General features: G+C 57.3%; 22 protein-coding genes. 13 read left to right on the forward strand and 9 right to left on the reverse strand.

Annotation, left to right across the window (positions count from 1 at the left end):
• Nucleotides 1-203: 203 nt before the first annotated feature.
• Nucleotides 204-1,757, reverse strand: coding sequence for an NAD(P)H-hydrate dehydratase (locus DK510_RS06605; protein WP_109311417.1), 1,554 nt, complete (start codon nucleotides 1,755-1,757; stop codon nucleotides 204-206).
• Nucleotides 1,758-1,926: 169 nt separating this feature from the next.
• Here DK510_RS06605 and DK510_RS06610 point away from each other — a divergent pair, with 169 nt between their 5' ends.
• From DK510_RS06610 to DK510_RS06630, 5 genes are all read left to right on the forward strand, one after another.
• On the forward strand, nucleotides 1,927-2,265 hold the full coding sequence (locus DK510_RS06610; protein WP_058274017.1) for a P-II family nitrogen regulator: 339 nt from the start codon (nucleotides 1,927-1,929) through the stop codon (nucleotides 2,263-2,265).
• A gap of 33 nt (nucleotides 2,266-2,298) precedes the next feature.
• Nucleotides 2,299-3,705 (forward strand): type I glutamate--ammonia ligase, encoded by a 1,407-nt coding sequence (gene glnA / locus DK510_RS06615; protein ID WP_058277498.1) that lies wholly within the window; start codon nucleotides 2,299-2,301, stop codon nucleotides 3,703-3,705.
• 99 nt (nucleotides 3,706-3,804) lie between these two features.
• The gene (locus DK510_RS06620) at nucleotides 3,805-4,449 is read left to right on the forward strand and encodes an MSMEG_1061 family FMN-dependent PPOX-type flavoprotein (protein WP_109311418.1); all 645 of its coding nucleotides are present in this window, start codon (nucleotides 3,805-3,807) and stop codon (nucleotides 4,447-4,449) included.
• Between the two features lie 66 nt (nucleotides 4,450-4,515).
• Entirely contained in the window at nucleotides 4,516-5,304 is a 789-nt protein-coding gene (locus tag DK510_RS06625) for a lytic transglycosylase domain-containing protein (RefSeq protein ID WP_108860333.1), read from the forward strand.
• A 199-nt stretch (nucleotides 5,305-5,503) separates the two neighbouring features.
• Complete coding sequence (locus DK510_RS06630; protein ID WP_234998961.1) at nucleotides 5,504-6,418, forward strand: hypothetical protein; 915 nt, start codon at nucleotides 5,504-5,506, stop codon at nucleotides 6,416-6,418.
• Between the two features lie 36 nt (nucleotides 6,419-6,454).
• On the opposite strand, the gene DK510_RS06635 is transcribed toward DK510_RS06630, so the two are convergent.
• Nucleotides 6,455-7,198, reverse strand: coding sequence for a DUF3445 domain-containing protein (locus DK510_RS06635; RefSeq protein ID WP_109311420.1), 744 nt, complete (start codon nucleotides 7,196-7,198; stop codon nucleotides 6,455-6,457).
• A 123-nt stretch (nucleotides 7,199-7,321) separates the two neighbouring features.
• Between DK510_RS06635 and dddP the strand changes: the two genes are divergently transcribed.
• Nucleotides 7,322-8,665, forward strand: coding sequence for a dimethylsulfonioproprionate lyase DddP (gene dddP, locus DK510_RS06640; protein WP_109311421.1), 1,344 nt, complete (start codon nucleotides 7,322-7,324; stop codon nucleotides 8,663-8,665).
• A 4-nt stretch (nucleotides 8,666-8,669) separates the two neighbouring features.
• Here the strand turns inward: dddP and DK510_RS06645 are convergent, their stop codons facing one another.
• Entirely contained in the window at nucleotides 8,670-8,864 is a 195-nt protein-coding gene (locus DK510_RS06645; protein ID WP_109311422.1) for a hypothetical protein, read from the reverse strand.
• Nucleotides 8,865-9,105: 241 nt separating this feature from the next.
• Between DK510_RS06645 and DK510_RS06650 the strand changes: the two genes are divergently transcribed.
• Nucleotides 9,106-10,320, forward strand: coding sequence for a bifunctional alpha/beta hydrolase/OsmC family protein (locus DK510_RS06650; protein ID WP_109311423.1), 1,215 nt, complete (start codon nucleotides 9,106-9,108; stop codon nucleotides 10,318-10,320).
• A 9-nt stretch (nucleotides 10,321-10,329) separates the two neighbouring features.
• On the opposite strand, the gene DK510_RS06655 is transcribed toward DK510_RS06650, so the two are convergent.
• From DK510_RS06655 to DK510_RS06675, 5 genes are all read right to left on the reverse strand, one after another.
• Nucleotides 10,330-10,680: a hypothetical protein gene (locus DK510_RS06655; protein ID WP_082649311.1), complete on the reverse strand. Its 351-nt coding sequence runs from the start codon at nucleotides 10,678-10,680 to the stop codon at nucleotides 10,330-10,332.
• A gap of 10 nt (nucleotides 10,681-10,690) precedes the next feature.
• Nucleotides 10,691-11,248 carry a hypothetical protein gene (locus DK510_RS06660; RefSeq protein ID WP_109311424.1) on the reverse strand — a complete coding sequence of 186 codons (558 nt, stop codon included), beginning with the start codon at nucleotides 11,246-11,248 and terminating at the stop codon, nucleotides 10,691-10,693.
• Between the two features lie 141 nt (nucleotides 11,249-11,389).
• Complete coding sequence (locus DK510_RS06665; protein ID WP_109311425.1) at nucleotides 11,390-11,977, reverse strand: biotin transporter BioY; 588 nt, start codon at nucleotides 11,975-11,977, stop codon at nucleotides 11,390-11,392.
• Nucleotides 11,978-12,045: 68 nt separating this feature from the next.
• Nucleotides 12,046-12,468, reverse strand: a complete 423-nt coding sequence (locus tag DK510_RS06670) for a DUF6314 family protein (protein ID WP_109311426.1) — start codon at nucleotides 12,466-12,468, stop codon at nucleotides 12,046-12,048.
• The gene (locus tag DK510_RS06675; protein WP_160116473.1) at nucleotides 12,465-12,797 is read right to left on the reverse strand and encodes a hypothetical protein; all 333 of its coding nucleotides are present in this window, start codon (nucleotides 12,795-12,797) and stop codon (nucleotides 12,465-12,467) included. Before DK510_RS06675 ends, DK510_RS06670 begins: the two co-directional genes overlap by 4 nt.
• A gap of 89 nt (nucleotides 12,798-12,886) precedes the next feature.
• On the opposite strand from DK510_RS06675, the gene purB reads away from it, so the two are divergent.
• The 5 genes from purB (at nucleotide 12,887) to DK510_RS06695 (ending at nucleotide 17,308) form a co-directional block, all read left to right on the forward strand.
• On the forward strand, nucleotides 12,887-14,191 hold the full coding sequence (gene purB, locus DK510_RS06680) for an adenylosuccinate lyase (RefSeq protein ID WP_109311428.1): 1,305 nt from the start codon (nucleotides 12,887-12,889) through the stop codon (nucleotides 14,189-14,191).
• A gap of 121 nt (nucleotides 14,192-14,312) precedes the next feature.
• Nucleotides 14,313-14,465 carry a chitin-binding domain-containing protein gene (locus DK510_RS22765; protein WP_160116474.1) on the forward strand — a complete coding sequence of 51 codons (153 nt, stop codon included), beginning with the start codon at nucleotides 14,313-14,315 and terminating at the stop codon, nucleotides 14,463-14,465.
• A 104-nt stretch (nucleotides 14,466-14,569) separates the two neighbouring features.
• A complete protein-coding gene (locus tag DK510_RS06685; protein WP_058277484.1) occupies nucleotides 14,570-15,109 on the forward strand; it encodes a hypothetical protein in 540 nt (179 codons plus the stop codon).
• A gap of 68 nt (nucleotides 15,110-15,177) precedes the next feature.
• Nucleotides 15,178-16,269 (forward strand): flagellar motor switch protein FliG, encoded by a 1,092-nt coding sequence (locus DK510_RS06690; RefSeq protein WP_109311429.1) that lies wholly within the window; start codon nucleotides 15,178-15,180, stop codon nucleotides 16,267-16,269.
• Nucleotides 16,270-16,384: 115 nt separating this feature from the next.
• A complete protein-coding gene (locus tag DK510_RS06695) occupies nucleotides 16,385-17,308 on the forward strand; it encodes a lysophospholipid acyltransferase family protein (protein WP_108860319.1) in 924 nt (307 codons plus the stop codon).
• Here DK510_RS06695 and DK510_RS06700 read toward each other — a convergent pair whose 3' ends face one another.
• Entirely contained in the window at nucleotides 17,309-18,010 is a 702-nt protein-coding gene (locus DK510_RS06700; protein ID WP_109311430.1) for a thioredoxin family protein, read from the reverse strand.
• Nucleotides 18,011-18,241: 231 nt separating this feature from the next.
• On the opposite strand from DK510_RS06700, the gene acnA reads away from it, so the two are divergent.
• Nucleotides 18,242-20,932: an aconitate hydratase AcnA gene (acnA, locus tag DK510_RS06705; RefSeq protein ID WP_109311431.1), complete on the forward strand. Its 2,691-nt coding sequence runs from the start codon at nucleotides 18,242-18,244 to the stop codon at nucleotides 20,930-20,932.
• Nucleotides 20,933-21,034: the final 102 nt, after the last annotated feature.

A 21,034-nucleotide genomic window follows, 5' to 3' on the forward strand; every position in this document is an offset into this window, starting at 1 on the left:
TCTGCCTTACGGCTCAAATCGGCAGAAAGTAAATTTTAATCATATCAAAGATTTGGCTACCAAGACTTCGTAGGCAGGAAAATCTGGGTACAAGTCTGCCACTCTGTCTGATGTCTTTCAAAAGGAATGACATGCACTGATGCGTATACGTGCGGCTAATTCTTGCCGAACGTTGAAAAAAGCGGCTAATTTCCGCCCATGCGTCATTTGGCCAGATGTTGAAAGACTGCAGGAAGTTGCTCGGGCAGGTCCTCGGCAATCAGCCCGGGGCCGAAAGTGCGCGCACATTCCACATGCAGCCAGGCCGCCGTTTCCGCCGCCTGCATCGGAGCGAACCCACGCGCCAGCAAGCCGGTGATAAACCCGGCGAGCACATCGCCAGAGCCAGCCGTCGCCAACCACGGTGCCGAACGCTCATAATGGGCCGAATTGATCGCGCAGCGCCCATCCGGCGCGGCAATCACCGTGTCCGACCCCTTGAACAGAACGACGCACCCTGCCCGCTTGGCCGCCTCACGCGTTGCGTCGACCTTGGAATAGGCCGGGCCTTTGGTGGGAACCGCCTTGAGCTTTTCAGATATGTCAGGGAACAGCCGTGCGAACTCTCCACCATGCGGTGTGAGAACGCATTCATCGTGCAATTGGTCAAACAGAGCCGCAGGGTCGTCCGCATACGCAGTCAAAGCGTCGGCATCCAAAACCGTCGCCCGATTTGCCGCCAGAGCAACCGGCACCAGATCCCGCGCACGCTCCAATCCCAGACCAGGGCCAAAGCAAAGGGCATTCAGCCGTTCATCGTCGAGAACATCGGACAACTCGTCGCCACCCTCAACCCGTTGCAACATGATGGCCGTAACCTGTGCCGCAACCTCTGTCTGCGCCGCCGGCGGAACCCCCAATGTCACCAACCCGGCCCCAATCCGCAAAGCGCCGCGCGCCGCCAATCGCGCCGCGCCGGTCTTGCCAGAACCACCGGACAGGATCAGCCCATGTCCATGGGAATACTTATGATCCGTTTCGCTTTTTGCTGCGGAAAGCCCGTCTTCAGAAACCAACTTAACGATTGCGCTGGCTTCCTTTTGCACAAGCCCGATCTGTTTTGTCCGGACCAATCCGCAGTTTGCGGGGCCATCGTTGATCATATGGCCGATCTTCTTGTCATGAAAAGTAACAGTGAGATCAGCAGCTATGACATTCCCAAGAATGCACCCACTGTCAGCGCACAGCCCGCTTGGAACGTCGATTGCAACGACCCGGACATCATTATTCCGCAGCAAGCTCCTTGCCTGCTCAAATGCTAAAAGTGAAAAGACTCCTCCGAAAGGGCGAGTCAGACCAGTTCCGAACAACCCATCAATTACTAAGCTTGTACCGGGTTGGAATCGAAAGGTATCATCTTCCAGCGGAGCCGGATCAATCCGTCGAAAATTGACTTGGTTCTTGTTTCTCCATTTCTCAAAATTCGTTCGCGCATCTGGCGGCAGTTTTTCCGGATCGCCATACAGGTATACATCGATCTCCCAACCCCACTCTTTCAACAACCGCGCGACGACAAACCCATCACCGCCATTGTTGCCGGGGCCACACAAAACCACAGCACGCCCCGAAGTTTTCGCCAACTCCGGCCATTCCTCAAAAATCGCCTCAACAACGCCGCGGCCAGCGCGCTCCATGAGCTCCAGACCGGTCACCTGACCGGACTCAATCGCCGAAGTTTCAATCCCCCGCATCTGCGCCGCTGTTAGCAATTCCGTCATCTCAAATCCTCTGGCGATTCAATTTCGCTTACTTTTTGTGCAAATTGATCAAAAATTGACCCGATGCCCATTTTCTCAGCGCCCGGCTCGGGCCGATATCGCTATCACATTGCCGCCAGAATTTAGACGTGGTCAGTGCCAAACTGACAAGAGTTAACAGGAGCCCGGAATGAAGAAGATCGAAGCGATCATCAAGCCGTTCAAACTCGATGAGGTTAAAGAGGCGCTGCAGGATGTCGGCGTCCAGGGTCTCAGCGTGATCGAGGTTAAGGGCTTTGGCCGTCAGAAGGGCCACACTGAATTGTATCGCGGCGCGGAATACGTCGTCGATTTCCTGCCCAAGGTGAAGGTCGAAGTCGTGCTGGACGATGATCAGGTTGACGCAGCCATCGACGCTATCGTCGCGGCAGCAAAGACCGACAAGATCGGCGACGGCAAGATCTTTGTCTCGCCCGTTGAACAAGCCATTCGCATCCGGACCGGGGAAACCGGCCCGGAAGCGCTGTAACAGAACAAACTCAAAGCAGAGGAATATTAAGTTATGAGCAAGGACGCAGTTCTTCAGCTGATCAAAGACGAGGACGCCGAGTACGTCGACGTTCGCTTCACTGATCCCCGCGGCAAGCTTCAGCACGTCACGCTGATGGCCGACCAAGTTGACGAGGACTTCCTGGAAGAAGGCTTCATGTTCGACGGTTCGTCCATCGCGGGCTGGAAGTCGATCGAAGCATCCGACATGAAATTGATGGTCGACACCAACAGCGCATATGTCGATCCGTTCTACGCGGAAAAAACCATCTGCGTACACTGTTCGGTTGTTGAGCCCGACACCGGCGAAGCTTATGAGCGTGATCCGCGCGGCACCGCACAGAAAGCCGAAGCCTACCTGAAGGCATCGGGTATCGGTGATGTGGCCTATATGGGCCCTGAAGCGGAATTCTTCCTGTTCGATGATGTCCGTTTTTCGAACAGTATCAACAAAGTATCATACGAAGTTGATGCGACCGATGCGTCGTGGAACACTGACACCGAATACGAGATGGGCAACATGGGCCATCGTCCGGGCGTCAAGGGCGGTTACTTCCCGGTCAACCCGATCGACGAAGCGCAGGACCTGCGTTCGGAAATGCTGTCGACCATGAAGCGTCTGGGCATGAAGGTCGACAAGCACCACCACGAAGTGGCGTCGTGTCAGCACGAGTTGGGTCTGATTTTTGACAGCCTGACCAAACAGGCCGACGAGCTGCAGAAGTACAAGTACATCATCCACAATGTTGCGCACGCCTACGGTAAATCGGCCACGTTCATGCCGAAACCGATCGCAGGTGACAACGGCACCGGCATGCACGTGAACATGTCGATCTGGAAAGACGGCAAGCCACTGTTCGCAGGCGACAAATACGCCGATTTGTCGGATGAAGCACTGTACTTCATCGGTGGCATCCTGAAGCACGCCAAAACGCTGAACGCCTTCACCAACCCAGCGACCAACAGCTACAAGCGTCTGATCCCGGGCTTTGAGGCCCCAGTTCTGCGCGCCTATTCGGCCCGTAACCGTTCGGGTTGCGTCCGTATTCCGTGGACCGAAAGCCCGAAAGCCAAGCGCGTTGAGGCTCGTTTCCCCGATCCAGCGGCGAACCCCTACCTGGCATTTGCCGCTCTGCTGATGGCCGGTCTGGACGGCATCAAGAACAAGATCGATCCGGGCGAAGCCATGGACAAGAACCTGTACGATCTGCCTGCCGAAGAACTGGCCGATATCCCGACCGTCTGCGGCAGCTTGCGCGAAGCTCTGGAAGCTCTGGCATCGGATCACGACTTCCTGCTGCAGGGCGACGTGTTCACCAAGGACCAGATCGACGGCTACATCGCACTGAAGATGGAAGAAGTCGAAACCTACGAGCACACCCCGCACCCAGTTGAATACGGCATGTACTACAGCTGCTGATCCGATTTGCGGTTTAAAATTCAAGGGCGTCCACTCGGGCGCCCTTGTTTCGTTTGGTACGATCTCTCACACTCGACCCACCCGGTTAGGAGAGATCGCATGTCATCAGACGCCCCCTTTTCTCAATTCACAGACTTCGTGACTTCGAGCGATGAACTGCAGCGCATAACCGGAGCGCCCCTGCCCCAGATCATCGCCAAAGAGCTGTCCGGGCTGGATCAGATGTGCCGCGACTTTATTGCTAAATCCACATTCTGCCTGATCGCATCAGCCAACCCAGGTGGTCATCTGGACATCTCGCCCCGAGGTGATCCAGAAGGGTTCGTAAATGTGTTATCCGACACACTGATCGCAATCCCTGATCGACCCGGCAACAAGCGCGTGGATACGTTCCACAATATTTTGCTGGACCCACGTGTCAGCCTGATATTCTTCGTGCCGGGCAAGATGGAAACTCTGCGCCTTCGTGGCACTGCCCGTTTATGCAAAGACCGCGACTTGCTGGATAGCATGGCAATAAACAACCGCTCGCCGAAACTGGCCTTGGTCATTCACGTCGAAACAGTGTTCGCACACTGCCCCAAATGTGTGATCCGCGCGAACCTGTGGCGACCGGAGGAATGGCCAGATTCCTCGGACCTACCCAATATGAACGCGATGATGGTCAAACACGCCAAAATCGACAAAACACCCGATGAGTGGTTTGAAAGTCTAAAAGGTACCGGAGAGCTGGACCTGTACTAACGTCTTTTCGGACAGAGAAATGCAGCGTACTCTTTTCCTGACAATGCAATTTTCCGGGTTTCCCTGATGCTTCGCTTCGCTCTCTTGTTCGCCCTATCCCTTCCCGCCCTTGCTTCCGCGGCACCTTGCGGCAACACCAGCAGCGGCTTTGAGACATGGAAGAAGGACTTTGCCAAACAGGCGAAACGCGCGGGCGTCAAAAAGAAAGGATTGCAGGCACTGGCCCAATCCCAATACGCCACGCGAACCATAGCCGCGGACCGCAATCAAAAGAGCTTTAAATACTCGTTAGACAAGTTCATGCGCGTCCGAGGGGCAGACACCATCGTGGCGCAAGGGCGCAAACGCAAAGCGCGCAACCCACAATTCTATGCGGCACTCGAACGTCAATACGGCGTACCGGCCGGGGTGCTGATCGCCATTCACGGCATGGAAACCGGGTTCGGAAACTTCATGGGGGACAGTCAGGTTGTTTCCGCAATCACAACACTGGCCTATGACTGCCGCAGGTCCGAATTTTTCATTCCTCACGCGATCGGGGCGCTGAAGCTGGTCGATCAAGGCAGCATTACGACAGCGACAAAAGGGGCAAAACATGGCGAACTTGGGCACACCCAGTTCCTACCGGGCAATGCCATGCAATACGGGGTTGATGCCACCGGCGACGGTCAGGTCGACTTTTACAATATGACCGATGCATTGGCCTCAACTGCCAATTTTCTGCGTAAGAAGGGCTGGAAACCCGGTCGGGGCTATCAACAGGGTCAGCCAAACTTTGCAGTCATTCAACAGTGGAATGCCGCCTCGGTTTACCAACAGTCCATTGCAATAATGGCTGCCCGAATCGACGGTTGAAGCTGGCTTGGGATTCTGGCTGTTACACCCGATTTCGGCCACATTGTCGCCACAGACGCCCAAAGGCCCTTAAAATGCCTAGGTTTCCATAGCGTAATCAATCTGCCCGATTTCTCATTTTTTTCCATTTTTGCCCAAATCTGCCCCAGATCGCTTGCTAGATTGTTTCCAAACACAGGATGCGACAAAGGACAGCGCAGTGACTCCGAAGCACAGCTATCACGGTGGTCTGCAATTCGACGGTAAGACCGAGGACGCGATCGAGCGGTTCAGCGACATCGTTGCCAAGACCCTTGCGGACTACGGTCACCTGGTCGAACGCAAGTCTCTGCAGAACAGCACCGAAGCCAGCATTGTGTCCAGTCAGTATCTGGTGCGCCTGACGCTGGATACTAAGGTCGCCGAAACCGAAGACCGGTTCGAGCGCCTTAACCGCGCTGCAGGTCTGAAGACAATCCAGAAACCGATTGTCACCCTGCCGAATAACCGGCTGACGATCACAGTGACTCCGGTTTCCCCCCTATTGGATGACTGCGAAGTTTCCGAGCTGATGCTGGTCGTGATCCTTTACAGAATGGTTGACGTCTGCGCGACCCAGCGGGTCGAATGGCTGTCGCCCAACACCGTTCTGACCATCGAACAATTCATGAGCGCATTTGACACGCTGGCCCCAAGCAGGCCGCGTGACAGAAAACAGATTTTCGAGGCAGTGACAGGCCCGTTTGCCGGACTGAATGTTACTGACGCAGAAGACCCGGATGAGCCAGAAAAAAAGGCGCTGACCCCAGTAGCCCGGCCAATCCAGCTGTCAGACGAGCAGTTGCTCAGCATCGCTTTTCGGACAGAACCTATCGAGCAGCCTACCGATCGGGACGACACGCCCCCCCCCCTCGTCCACGAGCAACCCAGCGATATCCTCCGACTGACCAGTTGGGGATTGACGGGTGCCGTGGCAAGCGTGTCCGTCCCGATTGCGGCCTCTTTGGCCGCTGTGAACCTGATAAGGGGCGAAGACTTCCGCCTGAACACTCAGGTGCTGGTGTATTCGGTCGCGATCTCCGCTCTCAGCACAAGCGGGGCACTTGCGGGCGCTGCCAGCGCGCTGGGCATGTAGCCTGGTATGAAATGACCCTCCTTGGAGGCCCCGCCATCAGGCGGGGTTTTCCATTTTAGGCACCTGCTCTGCCGCCAGAACATATGTATGGATCGAGAAAACCACGGCCTGCGTCTCAGGCAGTCGCAACAGCGTCTGCCGCTCACTTCGCAGGAACCTAGCGTGTCCTGGCTCCTGCGGGGCCCGTCGGTCGTATGCACTGCGGGGTTGATGCAGCTCGGCGTCTTCATACCACAGCGCATTGAACCGCCGCAGAGGGCGCCCTGGCTGTATCCCGTCAAACAACCGCTGAACCCGCCGGGCAATGTCGGCGTTGTAGCTGTCAACAGGCAGATGGATGTCGATCAGAGGCCGCATGAATTTCTCGGACAAGCGCCAACTGGCAGGAAAACACAGGATGGCTCCGGTCAGAACATGTTCATCCCCCTGCTTTTGCAGGATGCAGAAATCTTCCTGCACCAATCGGCACAGCGTATCCAATGGCTGATCCGGATCGATCGTAACATCTGTCCCGTCCGGGCGAGCGACGTGATCTGTGCACTCGGGATAGACTTGGTTCAAGACAAGATCCAACAACTCCTGCGCAGCGGGTTTAGCGCCTGCATCCATCGCCAGCACATCCGACCGATGACTGACCAACAGGTCCTCGCGTCTTTGCATCTGGGCGGCGAACGCATCATCGCGGTGCAACCAGTTGTCCATGCTTGATGGCTGAATGCCTGGCAAAGAGCGCTTGTTCAGCGGGTCATACGGAATTGAAGTCTGAAGAATGGTCGTCATGAATTTGACGTATCATCAGAATTTCCACTTGTCGGTCAAAAAGCGACGAACGCACCGTCGCAAACCTTCAAGACGTCGGGAGATTGATTCTTCACACTCAAAGAACAGGCAGGGAGACCCACCATGAACCGACACTACCGCGACAGCCGCAAGATCGACCCGACCAAAGATGCGACTCTTGGTGATGGTACCCCGAATGAAAACGACCGGATCGAAATTGGCCCTACGCAGCTTGCGTTTTCAGAATGGGAAAAGGCCGGCCTTGCCCTGCCCGATCTGGCCCGGATGCGCGAACACCGGTGGAAACGACTGACTCAAGCCATTGTCGATCGCGGTTATGGCGGGCTGCTGATGTTCGACCCGCTGAACATTCGTTATGCCACCGACAGCACCAACATGCAGCTGTGGAACACGCACAATCCGTTCCGCGCGGTGTTGCTGTGCGCTGACGGCTACATGGTGATTTGGGACTATAAGAACTCTCCGTTCCTTTCCACGTTCAACCCACTGGTGCGCGAGCAACGATCCGGCGCCGACCTGTTTTACTTTGACCGGGGCGACAAGGTAGATGTGGCAGCGGACGTGTTTTCAAACGAGGTGCGCGTCCTGATCGACGAACATGGTGGCGGCAACAAGCGCCTCGGCGTGGACAAGATCATGCTGCACGGCCTGCGCGCGCTTGAGGCGCAGGGGTTCGAAATCATGGAAGGCGAAGAGGCTACGGAAAAGACCCGCGCCATAAAAGGCCCGGACGAAATCCTAGCCATGCGCTGCGCCAATCACGCCTGCGAAACCGCTGTGGCGGAAATGGAAAAATTCGCGCGCGCCAATGTGGGAGACGGCAAAACCTCGGAAGACGACATTTGGGCGGTTCTGCACGCAGAAAACATCAGGCGCGGCGGCGAATGGATCGAAACCCGTCTGCTGGCTTCGGGTCAGCGCACCAATCCTTGGTTTCAGGAATGCGGTCCCCGGATCACCCAACAGAATGAGATCATCGCCTTTGATACCGACCTGATCGGATCCTATGGCATCTGTATTGATATCTCGCGCACATGGTGGATCGGGGACGAAAAGCCCCGACCGGACATGGTGTACGCCATGCAGCACGCGCATGAGCATATCATGACCAACATGGAGATGTTGAAGCCCGGTGTGATGATCCCGGAACTGACAGCCAATGCACACAAGTTGGACGACAAGTTTCTGGCGCAGAAATACGGCTGCCTGATGCACGGCGTCGGCTTGTGCGATGAGTGGCCTCTGGTTGCTTATCCGGACAAGGCAGTGGCGCGCTCTTACGACTACGCGCTCGAACCCGGCATGGTCCTGTGTGTCGAGGCTGCCGTTGGAGAGGTTGGCGGAGACTTCTCGATCAAGCTGGAGGATCAGGTTCTGATCACCGAAGACGGATATGAGAACCTGACCACCTATCCCTTTGATTCACAGCTCATGGGGCTGAGCTGACGTTTCAGTTCGACCAATGTGACCGCCTGACATTTCCGTGCCAGTCTTCGGACACGGGATCAGCAACCTGCGCCTCAGTAGATGCCACCGGCGGCAGAGTTTGACCAAGCGCAAATCCGATCACGCCGGTCAGGGCAATCACGGCCAGTATATCCGGGCGTAGAACCACGCCCCTTGGATCCATTGCAGTATGTGCCATTTGAACCTCCGGGGCTGCACGTTTGCGATGGTCGTAAGATGGGGAGGTGACGTAAATTAGTAAAACGAATATTTTTTAGAATATACTTCACGAAATTTGATTCTTTAGGTTCACAGGGCGGACAAAGGATTGCGCTCAATCTGTTCGCTTCACTCACCTTCCCGTGACGCTTCTTACAATGGGGTTGAGCGGCCAGTAGGAAGCACACACTATTGGTCATCCCGACGAACAAGGAACTGTCATGCCCACCGAACGCATTACCTTTGCCGGTCACGACGGCAACCAATTGGCCGCGCGCCTGGATTTGCCGGACGGGCCGGTCCTGGCCACGGCGCTATTTGCGCATTGTTTCACCTGTTCCAAAGACATCCCTGCTGCGCGCAGGATTGCGGCCCGACTGGCGGCGATGGGCATCGCCGTTCTGCGATTTGACTTCACCGGGCTGGGTCATTCCGGCGGGGAGTTTGCCAACACAACCTTCACCTCCAATGTCGAAGACCTGATCGCAGCCTCGCATTATCTGGCTGGCCGCAACATGGCTCCGGCATTGCTCATCGGCCATTCGCTGGGTGGTGCCGCTGTGTTGCGCGCCCGTGCTGGCATTCCCAGCGGCAAGGCCGTGGTCACTTTGGGTGCCCCCGCAGATCCGGGCCACGTCGCCCATCACTTTGAGGATGCGCTGCCAGAGATCACGCAGGCTGGATCAGCGGACGTGATGTTGGGCGGGCGTCCTTTCCGCATCGGCAAAGCCTTTGTGGATGATATTTCCGAAGCGGCACTGATACCGGCCATCGCAGACCTGAAGGCCGCTTTGCTGATCTTGCATGCGCCTCGGGACGAGACCGTAAGCATCGACAATGCCAGCACAATCTTCCTGGCCGCCAAACATCCCAAAAGCTTTGTGACCCTCGACGATGCCGATCACCTGATTACCCGCGCATCCGATGCGGAATACGCGGCGGACGTGATCACCGCGTGGGTAACGCGCTACGTCAAGCTCTGCCCGCCTGCGCCACCACCGGGTGCGCCCGAAGGTGTTGTACGAGTGACCGAAGCTGATCCGGAAGGGTTCCTGCAGGACATTCAGTCCGGCCCACGCCACCACGCTGTCGCGGACGAGCCCGCCTCATACGGCGGCACCGACCGAGGCATGTCGCCCTACGGGTTTGTGTCATCTGGTTTGGGGGCTTGCACATCAATGACTATCCGCATGTACGCGCGGCGCAAGCGGTGGCCGCTGAAAACCGTTTCAGTCGATGTGTGCCACAACAAGGTGCATGCGCAGGACGCGGGGCTGGCCAACGAAGGAAAAGTCGATCAATTCCGCCGCAAGATCCGCCTTGAAGGTCCGCTGACGGCCGAGCAACGCGCGCGATTGCTGGAAATCGCGGACAAATGCCCGGTCCACAGAACCTTGGAAGGGTCAGCCCAGATCACGACGGAATTACTGGACTGACCCGCTAGCTCAGCGCCGCCCTGCGGGGCGGTGAATGGGCGGCCGGGCCGCCGGAGGCCGTGCGACCGGTGGTCGTGGCCGGTTCGGCGGTCGGGACACTGGCGGTCTGTTCGGTGGCTTAGCGATTGGCGGAACAGGACGCGCAGGTGGGCGGCCATCGGGCGGTCTGGGTCGATCCGGTCGGTCGATGTCTATATCTACATCCACGTCGTGATAGTAGTCGTTCCACAACATCGAGTCGTAGAAGGGGTCATACCCGTATCCCACTCCGACTGTGACGCCGTCACAGGCCGAAAGCGTCAGCGTGGCAGCACCCAATCCAAGGGCAAGGGTTGCGCGTTTGATCAATTTGCGTGTCATGTGCGCCTCCTCACTGCAGGGACCGGAACGACGCGAACACGGCGTTCAGGTCGTCCACATAAGCTGGATCGGCGCCGTCCCGCAGGATCGCAACGGCGATGGCCACGCGCCCCTTCGGCAAGTCAATCACTGAAACCGTAAAATTAACACCACGTCCTTCGCGATTGCCTGTCCCGCGAATAACCCGTGCGGGCAACCCGCCAATGCGCGTCGTGGTGGTCTCGGACACTGTTGGATCCTTGACTAGAAACCTGTCGATATCCTCAAGATACCGAAGACCGCCCTCGATCGAGGCCACTCCAGCAGGCGACACAAAGCCCATCCAGACATTGTCGTCCGTGACTGGCCGCATCCCCATGACCCGTGCCACGGCACGTGCATCGCCCAGCTCGGTATCTTCAATTTCGCGCGGGCCACCAGTGCGCAGCGCCCAGAAGTCGGGTACAGAAAAGCCGAACAGCGCCCGCCCGTTGTCCGTATAAGTGACAGGAGTGTCGGCGGATGCCGTCCCGACGCTCAGCAAAAGCGAAGCGCAAACAGCGAGTGCCGAAGCTAATTGAATACGCATATCTCAATAACCTGATGATTTCATTGAGTGCAGATTGGCCTGTAGTGGCCCCTTTTGTCCAGCATCCCGATCTGCGGGTACAAAAAAACCGCGCCGGGATATCTCCAGGCGCGGCTTCGTCAGTTTTGGATTGGTTGGCAATTACGAGCGTGCGTCGCCCACCAGTTTCCACAGCGCAGGGATCAGCAGCGCAGCCAGCACCAGCTTGATCGCGTCACCCACCAGGAAAGGTGTCAGGCCCCACTGCAGGATCGGCTGATCCCATCCGTACAACTGACCCAGCCACAGCAGACCGGGCACGTAGATCACGACATTTGCCATAACCAGAGCCAACGCCATCTTGCTGAACGAACGATCCCAGCCCCGCGCAGCCAGTGCACCCAGCAAAACGGTTGCCAGAAGGTAGCCAACCAGATAGCCGCCAGTACCGCCCATCATGTAAGTCAGACCGAATTTCTCGGCCGAGGAACCTGCGAACACATCAAAGCCCAGCGCGCCGATCAACAGGTAGCCCAGCATGGTGGCCAGACCCAGACGCGTGCCGTAGGCGGTGCCGATGGTCAGCACGGCAAAGGTGCCCATTGTGATCGGGACAGGCCACATCGGAACCTTGATCTTGGCAGCAATTGCCAGCGCAAGAACACCTAGTGCCACCAGCACAACTTGCTTGACGCGCAGCGCGGTGCCTTCGCGCGGGCCAATCGCATTGGCCAGTACATTCGCATTCATTCTTATGTCTCCACCTATTTTCAACTGCAGAAATGCCCGCTTAGAGCTTTGACTGCAACATGATTACGCTATCTTAACCGATATTCGGTGCTCATTTCATAAGATTTTCTGGGTCCCGAGACGATCCAGCGCACTGACCAGACTGGCCAGGCCGAAAAATCGTAGACAGCATCATAGCTGTCGGGCGGGCAATCGTGGTGGTCAGACGCATGTGCCTGGCCCAAGGCCAGCCGGTGAAAATAGCGGCCGTCGTCAAAATTTATGGCAATCGCCTCACGCGCCGCGTGCCACAGGTACCTTCGCGTGCCTTTCATCTCGGCTTGCCCCGGCACACGCAGCGTGACTTCTTCGTCGTATATCAAACCGTCCTCGGTCGGGGTCAGGACCGCGTGACCATCGGCCTGCAGCACCTGCCCCGCCTGCGCGTCCAGAATGGTCCGGGTCAGGCTCCACTGGCCTTTGAAATCCGACAGATTGCGCGGCAGACTCATTCGGCGAGTGTCCCGTCGGTCGTGGCACCGTTATCATCCACGAACCGGATCACTTTGCCGCTTTGTTGGACGTCATAGCAGGCCCAAAAATCCGAAGGCGGCCAGACCGAGCAATAACGATCCTCGCGCACCGCCCACCGCCCGGCGCTGGGTCCGCCCGAAAAATACTGTGTCAGCATCGTATCGTCGAAGGTCTGCCAGATACCTTCCCCGTAATCGAGCTTCTGTCCAGTCAATGCAGACAGAATTTCATCCCCCGTCAGCGTTCTGAACTCCTCAGCCGCCAGAAAACCGGGCCATAGGGCCAAAATCAGGGCAAACCGTCTCATATTCGCACTCGCGCCTTGTTCCTTTGTCTGCGCGGGTTTAAACCCCGCCGCAACGCCTCCTGCCAAATCACAATAAGGTGCCGCTGCCAATGATTCCACGCTATTCCCGCCCCGATATGGTCGCCATCTGGTCGCCCGAATCCAAGTTCCGCATCTGGTACGAGATCGAGGCACATGCCTGCGACGCCATGGCTGATCTGGGTGTGATCCCACGCGAGAATGCTGAGGCTGTCTGGAAAGCCAAAGACTTGGAATTCGACGTGGCTCGCATCGACGAAATCGAAGCGGTTACCAAGCACGACGTCATCGCCTTCCTGACCCATTTGTCCGAACATGTCGGCAGTGAAGAGGCGCGTTTTGTCCATCAGGGCATGACCAGCTCGGACGTACTCGACACATGTTTCAACGTGCAACTGACCCGCGCCGCCGACCTGCTGATCGCAGATCTAGAAGGTCTGCTGGCTGCCCTGAAACGCCGCGCGATTGAACACAAGGATACCGTCCGTATCGGTCGCAGCCACGGCATCCACGCAGAGCCAACCACCATGGGCCTGACTTTCGCGCGTTTTTACGCCGAGATGGACCGCAACCTGTCCCGCATGCGCGACGCCCGCGCTGAAATCGCCACTGGCGCGATCAGCGGCGCGGTTGGCACCTTCGCCAATGTTGACCCGCGTGTGGAAGAGCATGTCTGTGACCAACTGGGTCTGGTGCCCGAGCCGATTAGCACTCAGGTCATCCCGCGCGACCGTCATGCTGCGTTCTTTGCCACGCTGGGGGTTATCGCCAGCAGCATCGAGAACGTTGCCATCGAAATCCGCCACATGCAGCGCACCGAGGTGCTGGAGGGGGCCGAATTCTTCTCGATGGGTCAGAAAGGCTCCTCGGCCATGCCACACAAGAAAAACCCGGTCCTGACCGAGAACCTGACCGGGCTGGCCCGCATGGTGCGCGCGGCAGTGATCCCGGCGATGGAAAACGTGGCGCTCTGGCACGAGCGCGATATCTCGCATTCCTCGGTCGAACGTATGATCGGGCCGGATGCCACGATCACGCTGGATTTTGCACTGGGGCGACTGACAGGCGTGATCGACAAGATGTTAATCTTCCCCGAGAACATGATCGAAAACATGAACAAGTTCCCAGGTCTTGTGATGAGCCAGCGGGTTCTGCTGGCGTTGACCCAAGCAGGTGTCAGTCGCGAAGATGCCTATGCCATGGTGCAGCGCAACGCGCTGAAAGTCTGGGAACACCGCACCGATTTCAAAGAGGAACTGCTGGCGGATTCCGACGTCACCGCCGCGCTGAGCCCGGAAGAAATCGAAGAGAAATTCGATCTGGGCTATCACACCAAACACGTCGACACGATCTTCGCCCGTGTGTTTGGCGAATAACCCAATCTGATCAGTTGGTTCGCAGGGCCCGGATCGCAGGACGCGTTCTGGGCCTTGGTGTTTTGCCAGACGGGTCAAAACAAGCTATGATGTGGGTGTAAATCCGGACAGGAGAAACACGATGATCCGTATTCTGATTTGTGCTTTGGCCATTGGTTGCTCAGCCTCCGTTGCATTGGCCTGTAGTGGTCATTCCAAGCAAACCCAGTCCTGCGCACCAGGTTCGGTTTGGGATGCTGAAACTCAAACCTGCGCCAAAATTACGAACAGCTGAGAAAATTTTTTCCCATTTGTGAATAAACGCGAGCCTTCGGTTGTTAGCTTTTGAGAGAAACGCACTATGCTTTCTGTAAGTAGCCCAGACAACGGAGTAGGAAAATGCGCCTAGTACTCGCTTCAGCCATCGCCCTTCAGGCCTTTGCATTCGCGCCGGTCGCGATCGCCGCTGGCGGTGACAGCAGCCCGCCAAAACCGACCAACACGACCAAGAAGTGTTTCTTCGGTCGCGTCTATGACAAAGACGCCGGACGGTGCGTGAAGCCGGACAAGACCAACTTTACTGAAGAAGAGCTGTATGACGCCGTGCGCGAACTGGCCTATGACGGACAGATCGAAAATGCACAGGACATCCTGCGCATCATGGATCAGGATGATGATCGCGTGTTGACTTACTGGGGTTTCACCTACCGCAAAATGGGTGAGCTTGATCTGGCGAATGCCTTCTATTCGAACGCCATTGAGGCGAATCCCGACAACATACTGGCGCGCAGCTATATGGGTCAGGGCTTTGTCACCGAAGGCAAAACCGATCTTGCCATCGCACAGTGGCGCGAGATCAAGGCGCGCGGCGGTGAAGGCACCTGGGCCGAGGCATCCCTGCGCGAGGCGATCCGCACCGGGCTGACTTACAACTACTAAACTTCAGCCTTTCTTTACCCGACTCTCAGTAATCTGCCTGTGGAACAGAAACTTGGCACCACGGGCAGATGCAGGACACAAACTCTTTGGTTCAACTGGCACCGGGGACATCAACACCCGCAGCCGACGCCCAGAACGACGCGTCCCGCGTCGTCCCCAAGGCGTTGAGCAACCGACAAAAAGCCGCCGTCGTGGTGCGTCTTTTGTTGAATGAGGGCGCAGATATCCCCCTGGAAGAACTTCCCGACGATTTGCAGGAAAAGCTGACGCACCAGCTGGGTCAGATGGGCCTAGTGGATCGCATCACGCTGGCATCCGTCGCACATGAATTTGCCGAAGCGCTGGACAGTGTCGGCCTGTCTTTTCCACATGGGTTGGCCGGTGCTCTGGACGCAGTCAGCGACAAGATTACGCCGGCAACAGCGGCTAGGTTGCGGAAGGAAGCCGGGGTGCGCCAGATCGGCGATCCGTGGCAACGGCTGCGCGAAATCCCGACAGAAGATTTGGCCACCATCGCTCTGGCCGAAAGCACTGAAATTGCAGCGGTCATGTTGTCCAAGCTGGAAACTGCGAATGCCGCGCAACTTCTGGGTCACCTGCCCGGCCCGGTCGCGCGGCGCATCACCTATGCCGTGTCTAAAACGGCCAACATCACACCCGAGGCGGTTGAACGGATTGGCTGGTCGCTGGCGGCGCAAATTGATCGACGTCCCGCCACGGCCTTTTCGGATGGCCCCGGCGTGCGGGTCGGTGCGATTCTGAACCAATCAGCCGCAGCGACGCGCGACGGGCTTTTGACGGCCCTAGATGAAGAAGACACCGACTTTGCAGCTTTGGTGCGCCAGTCGATATTCACCTTCGCCCATATCCCGGCGCGCATCCTGCCCCGGGACGTGCCTGCGATTCTGCGTGGATTGGATCAGGCTGATCTCGTCACCGCCTTGGCTGGCGCCACGGCCGAGAATGACAAAGCCGCGGTCGATTTCCTGCTATCCAATATGTCGACGCGTATGGCGGATAACCTGCGCGAGGAATTCACCGAACGCGGCAAGGTGAAACTGGCAGAAGCAGAAGAAGCTATGACACTTGTCATCGGCTCAATTCGAACACTGGTCGACGAAGGCGCAATAGCGTTGATCGAAGAGGATAGCGAAGAGTGACGGGCTAGTCCGATCCGGCAAGACAAAGCATGGCTTTGTTTTGCAACGCTTGTGGTTGCGGTTTCCGCCTTGTATGTCTTGCCCGGCAAATCGCAACAGCCGGTGAGACCTATTCATGCCCGTCGAAAAGTCGGAACTAAGCCGCACAGAGCTTAGAAAATACTACATCACTGGATTGTTCATGAAGGGCGTCATCGGGACCTTGCGGTTGCTGCCCTATGAAGCTCGCCTGGCCACCATGGGCGCAATCGCGCGTGGGCTTTCACCGTTGATCGGCTTTACCAAACGCGTGCGCAGCAACTTGAAATTGACCCGCCCTGACCTGTCAGAGGCCGAGGTCAACAGAATTTGCAGTGCCGTTCCGGACAATGCCGGTCGCGCGATTATGGAGCATTTTTCGCCCGAAGGGTTCACCGAACGTCAGCGCACGGCAAAGGTAAGCGGTTCGGGTGTTGCCGCATTTGACACTGCCGTCGCCGAAGGGCGACCGATTATGATGATCACCGCGCATTTTGGTCACTATCTTGCAGCACGCATCGCCCTGCAGGAACGCAGCGGTCAACCGATTGGGTGCCTCTATCGCCGCATGGCGAACCCTTATTTCAACGACATGTATGTCGAGGCGTTCCATAAGACCGGCTCGCCGATGTTTGAACAGGGCCGTCGCGGAATGGTCGAGATGGTGCGTTCGCTCAAGAAAAATGGGATCATCGCGATCGTATCCGATCTGCACGCCCATGGCGGTGAAGAGCTGACATTCTTTGGCAAGCCCGCCGTGACCTCAGTCCTGAATGCAGAACTGGCAATGAAATACAACGCCGTCCTGATCCCATGCTATGCGGTGCGGCAACCAAACGGCGTGGATTTTGAAATCGTGCTACACGACCCGGTGCCGCATACAGATCCGAAGACCATGACCCAGTTCACCAATGACGATCTTGAGGCCATGGTGAGACAGCATATGGGTCAGTGGTTTTGGATCCACCGGCGCTGGAAAGCCTGGAACGGTTTGGGCGTGCAGCCCGAGGACATGCCCTAATTATTTGACCCGTGCGGCCGCCACAATCGGGCCGTGCCCTGCCCTTTGCACCAGCACAACTGCCGGAAAATCTGGGTCGACGGTTACCGAAAACGCCTGAGGCGCGACGCCGTCCCATTGACCTGCCATATGCCAGGCCTCGACAACATTGGCATAATCCAGATCGTGGCCAGCCAACTCTCCACGTCGGATCGAGGCATGGCGCATCGGTGAATACTGAATGACCCTAATGTCATAGGTTTCCCCGGCCGGCAGTTCGACCGGCGTCACATCCACCGTCACATCATCACCTGAGCGCGCGGCCTTCACGGACGCTTGCGGGGTGGCCTTGAGATGCGCATTGATCAGGCGATCCAGTTCCCGCGATTGCGCTCCGACAACATCCTGCTGCCCATTCACCACCATCTGAGGCGTATAGATCATCGACCGCCCACCTTCTCGCGCATAAGTGCGCTGGCGCAGAGTGTGATCCGGGTCGGCATATTCGTCCTTCCAGCCGATGTAGTCCCAGTAATCCACATGCAGTGCCAGGCCGATCACATCGTCGCGTTTGGCCAAATCATGCATGATCCGGTCGGCAGGCGGACAGGACGAACAGCCCTGAGATGTGAACAACTCAACAACAACCGGGTCGCCCTCGGCCAGGGCAGATGTGGAGAGAAACAAGGAAACTAGCGCTGTCGCGCGAATGGATCTGAACATTACGGGTCTCGGGCCTTTGGCTGGGTGTACTGCCCGGTTTAAACGCAAGCCCGTTCAACCTCCAATCAACGTTTCTTGAGACATGCGACCATCGTTACCCTTAAATTTTGTGTGCAATGGTATACATAACTCAACGAGCTCACCACCTTGGTCCTTGAACCAAAGGCGTTGGTGATGCAGATAAAGATTAGCGGATCCCGGGATCTAAGTCATTTCAGAGGGAGGCCACAGATGCCCATCAAAGTCGGACAAGATACCGCCAAAACACGCCGCAACCTTAGCGTGAATGGCAAATCCATTTCATATTATTCTATCCCCGCCGCGCAAGAGGCCGGTCTGGGTGACTTCTCCAAGCTTCCCGCCGCGCTCAAAGTGGTGCTCGAGAACATGCTGCGGTTCGAGGACGATGGCTTTTCCGTCGCGGTCGACGATATCAAAGCCTTTGGCGAATGGGCACGCAATGGCGGCAAGAACCCGCGCGAGATTGCGTATCGCCCTGCCCGCGTGTTGATGCAGGACTTTACCGGCGTTCCGGCCGTTGTCGATCTGGCTGCGATGCGCGATGGCATCAAGGGACTGGGTGGAGATGCCCAGAAGATCAACCCGCTGAACCCGGTTGATCTGGTCATCGACCACTCGGTCATGATTGATGAATTCGGCAATCCCCGCGCGTTCCAGATGAACGTGGATCGCGAGTATGAACGCAACATGGAGCGCTACCAGTTCCTGAAATGGGGGCAGTCGGCCTTTAACAACTTCCGTGTTGTTCCCCCCGGAACCGGTATCTGCCATCAGGTGAACCTGGAATATCTGGCCCAGACCGTCTGGACCGACACCGACCAAAACGGCGACGAAGTCGCCTACCCCGACACGCTGGTTGGCACCGACAGCCACACCACCATGGTCAACGGCATGGCCGTTCTGGGCTGGGGCGTCGGCGGGATCGAGGCCGAGGCCGCGATGCTGGGACAGCCGATCTCGATGCTCATCCCCGAGGTCGTGGGTTTTGAGCTGACCGGCGCGATGGTGGAAGGCACCACTGGTACTGACCTTGTTCTGAAAGTCGTCGAGATGCTGCGCGCGAAAGGCGTGGTGGGCAAATTCGTCGAGTTCTACGGGAGCGGTCTGGAACGTTTGCCGCTGGCTGACCGCGCGACGATTGCCAACATGGCCCCCGAGTATGGCGCGACCTGCGGCTTCTTCCCGATTGATGGTGAGACCCTGCGCTATATGCGTAACACCGGTCGGGATGAGGATCGCCTGGCACTGGTCGAAGCTTATGCCAAGGAAAACGGCCTTTGGCGTGATAAGAACTACGCGCCCATCTACACCGACACTCTGACGCTGGACATGGGCACGATCGTTCCAGCTATCTCCGGCCCGAAACGCCCTCAGGACTATGTTGCGCTAACCGACGCCAAGGCGGCATTTACCAAAGAAATGGCGGATACCTTCAAGCGCCCGATGGGCAAGCAGGTCGTGGTCAAGGGCGAAAACTACGGCATGGAATCGGGCAAGGTGGTGATCGCCTCTATCACCTCCTGCACCAACACCTCGAACCCTTACGTGATGATCGGTGCCGGTCTGGTTGCAAAAAAGGCGCATGAGCTGGGGCTGAACCGACAGCCCTGGGTCAAAACTTCACTGGCCCCCGGCTCGCAGGTTGTGTCTGAATACCTTAAGGCGGCTGGCCTGCAGCAACATCTGGATGCCATCGGGTTCAACCTGGTTGGTTATGGCTGCACCACATGCATCGGCAACTCTGGCCCGATCCAGAGGGAGATCAGCGAAGCAATTGCTGAGGGTGATCTGGTCGCCACGTCCGTTCTGTCCGGCAACCGCAACTTTGAAGGCCGGATTTCGCCGGACGTGCGGGCCAACTACCTAGCCTCGCCACCGCTGGTTGTAGTCTATGCGTTGGCTGGCACCATGGATATCGACCTGACATCCGAGCCGATTGGGCAGGACAAGGACGGCAATGACGTCTTCATGAAGGACATCTGGCCAACCCAAAGCGAAATTGCCGGGCTGGTGCAAGAAACTGTCACCCGCGAAGCGTTCCAGTCGAAATATGCGGATGTCTTCAAAGGCGATGAGAAATGGCAAAGCGTCGAGGTTCCGCAACAGGAAACCTATGACTGGCCGCCGACTTCGACCTATATCCAGAACCCTCCCTATTTTCAGGGAATGGGTACCGAGCCGGGCACGATCTCAAATATCGAAGGGGCCAAGGTGTTGGCTGTTCTTGGGGACATGGTCACGACCGACCACATCTCACCCGCAGGGTCTTTTGCAAGCGCTTCACCTGCCGGTCAGTACCTGATCGAACGTCAGGTGCAGCCGCGCGAGTTCAACTCCTACGGTTCCCGCCGCGGCAATCACGAGGTCATGATGCGTGGCACATTCGCCAACATCCGCATCAAGAATGAGATGCTGGACGGCGTCGAAGGCGGCTATACCAAAGGTCCTGACGGCGAACAGGCTTCGATCTACGACGCATCAATGGCCTACCAGGAACTAGGCCTTCCGCTGGTCGTCTTTGGTGGCGAGCAATACGGCGCCGGCTCATCCCGGGACTGGGCTGCCAAGGGCACGGCCTTGCTGGGCGTCAAAGCCGTGATTGCCGAAAGCTTTGAGCGTATCCACAGGTCCAACTTGGTTGGCATGGGCGTGATCCCGTTCGAGTTCACCGGCGGCGACACCCGCAAGACACTGGGCCTGACAGGCGACGAAACCGTCTCGATCCATGGCTTGGATTCTGTCGAGCCGCTGCAAGAGGTGCCCTGCACCATCATTTTCGGCGACGGAACCGAGAAAACAATCACGCTGAAATGCCGGATCGATACCGCGCCCGAGATCGAATACATCGAAAACGGCGGCGTGCTGCAATATGTGCTGCGGAACCTTGCCAAGGAAGATTAAAGCAACAAAGCCCCGGCCAATGCGCCGGGGCTTTTTCTTGGGTGCCAGCGCAACTAGCAGAAATAAGAAATAGAGCGCGTGCAGCAGGCACGCTCCGGATGG

Source organism: Ruegeria sp. AU67 (assembly GCF_900312795.1).
Lineage (GTDB): Bacteria > Pseudomonadota > Alphaproteobacteria > Rhodobacterales > Rhodobacteraceae > Ruegeria > Ruegeria atlantica.

What these genes read in the sequence shown, in the direction of transcription:
- DK510_RS06610 (WP_058274017.1), top strand. Translation starts at nt 1,927, where the DNA reads ATGAAGAAGATCGAAGCGATCATCAAGCCGTTCAAACTCGATGAGGTT.
- DK510_RS06685 (WP_058277484.1), top strand. Translation starts at nt 14,570, where the DNA reads ATGCGCCTAGTACTCGCTTCAGCCATCGCCCTTCAGGCCTTTGCATTC.
- DK510_RS06625 (WP_108860333.1), top strand. Translation starts at nt 4,516, where the DNA reads ATGCTTCGCTTCGCTCTCTTGTTCGCCCTATCCCTTCCCGCCCTTGCT.
- DK510_RS06655 (WP_082649311.1), bottom strand. Translation starts at nt 10,680, where the DNA reads ATGACACGCAAATTGATCAAACGCGCAACCCTTGCCCTTGGATTGGGT.
- DK510_RS06645 (WP_109311422.1), bottom strand. Translation starts at nt 8,864, where the DNA reads ATGGCACATACTGCAATGGATCCAAGGGGCGTGGTTCTACGCCCGGAT.
- DK510_RS06670 (WP_109311426.1), bottom strand. Translation starts at nt 12,468, where the DNA reads ATGAGTCTGCCGCGCAATCTGTCGGATTTCAAAGGCCAGTGGAGCCTG.
- DK510_RS06660 (WP_109311424.1), bottom strand. Translation starts at nt 11,248, where the DNA reads ATGCGTATTCAATTAGCTTCGGCACTCGCTGTTTGCGCTTCGCTTTTG.
- DK510_RS06650 (WP_109311423.1), top strand. Translation starts at nt 9,106, where the DNA reads ATGCCCACCGAACGCATTACCTTTGCCGGTCACGACGGCAACCAATTG.
- DK510_RS06635 (WP_109311420.1), bottom strand. Translation starts at nt 7,198, where the DNA reads ATGACGACCATTCTTCAGACTTCAATTCCGTATGACCCGCTGAACAAG.
- DK510_RS06620 (WP_109311418.1), top strand. Translation starts at nt 3,805, where the DNA reads ATGTCATCAGACGCCCCCTTTTCTCAATTCACAGACTTCGTGACTTCG.
- acnA (WP_109311431.1), top strand. Translation starts at nt 18,242, where the DNA reads ATGCCCATCAAAGTCGGACAAGATACCGCCAAAACACGCCGCAACCTT.
- DK510_RS06700 (WP_109311430.1), bottom strand. Translation starts at nt 18,010, where the DNA reads ATGTTCAGATCCATTCGCGCGACAGCGCTAGTTTCCTTGTTTCTCTCC.
- DK510_RS06675 (WP_160116473.1), bottom strand. Translation starts at nt 12,797, where the DNA reads ATGAGACGGTTTGCCCTGATTTTGGCCCTATGGCCCGGTTTTCTGGCG.
- DK510_RS06605 (WP_109311417.1), bottom strand. Translation starts at nt 1,757, where the DNA reads ATGACGGAATTGCTAACAGCGGCGCAGATGCGGGGGATTGAAACTTCG.
- DK510_RS06665 (WP_109311425.1), bottom strand. Translation starts at nt 11,977, where the DNA reads ATGAATGCGAATGTACTGGCCAATGCGATTGGCCCGCGCGAAGGCACC.
- DK510_RS22765 (WP_160116474.1), top strand. Translation starts at nt 14,313, where the DNA reads ATGATCCGTATTCTGATTTGTGCTTTGGCCATTGGTTGCTCAGCCTCC.
- DK510_RS06695 (WP_108860319.1), top strand. Translation starts at nt 16,385, where the DNA reads ATGCCCGTCGAAAAGTCGGAACTAAGCCGCACAGAGCTTAGAAAATAC.
- glnA (WP_058277498.1), top strand. Translation starts at nt 2,299, where the DNA reads ATGAGCAAGGACGCAGTTCTTCAGCTGATCAAAGACGAGGACGCCGAG.
- dddP (WP_109311421.1), top strand. Translation starts at nt 7,322, where the DNA reads ATGAACCGACACTACCGCGACAGCCGCAAGATCGACCCGACCAAAGAT.
- purB (WP_109311428.1), top strand. Translation starts at nt 12,887, where the DNA reads ATGATTCCACGCTATTCCCGCCCCGATATGGTCGCCATCTGGTCGCCC.
- DK510_RS06690 (WP_109311429.1), top strand. Translation starts at nt 15,178, where the DNA reads ATGCAGGACACAAACTCTTTGGTTCAACTGGCACCGGGGACATCAACA.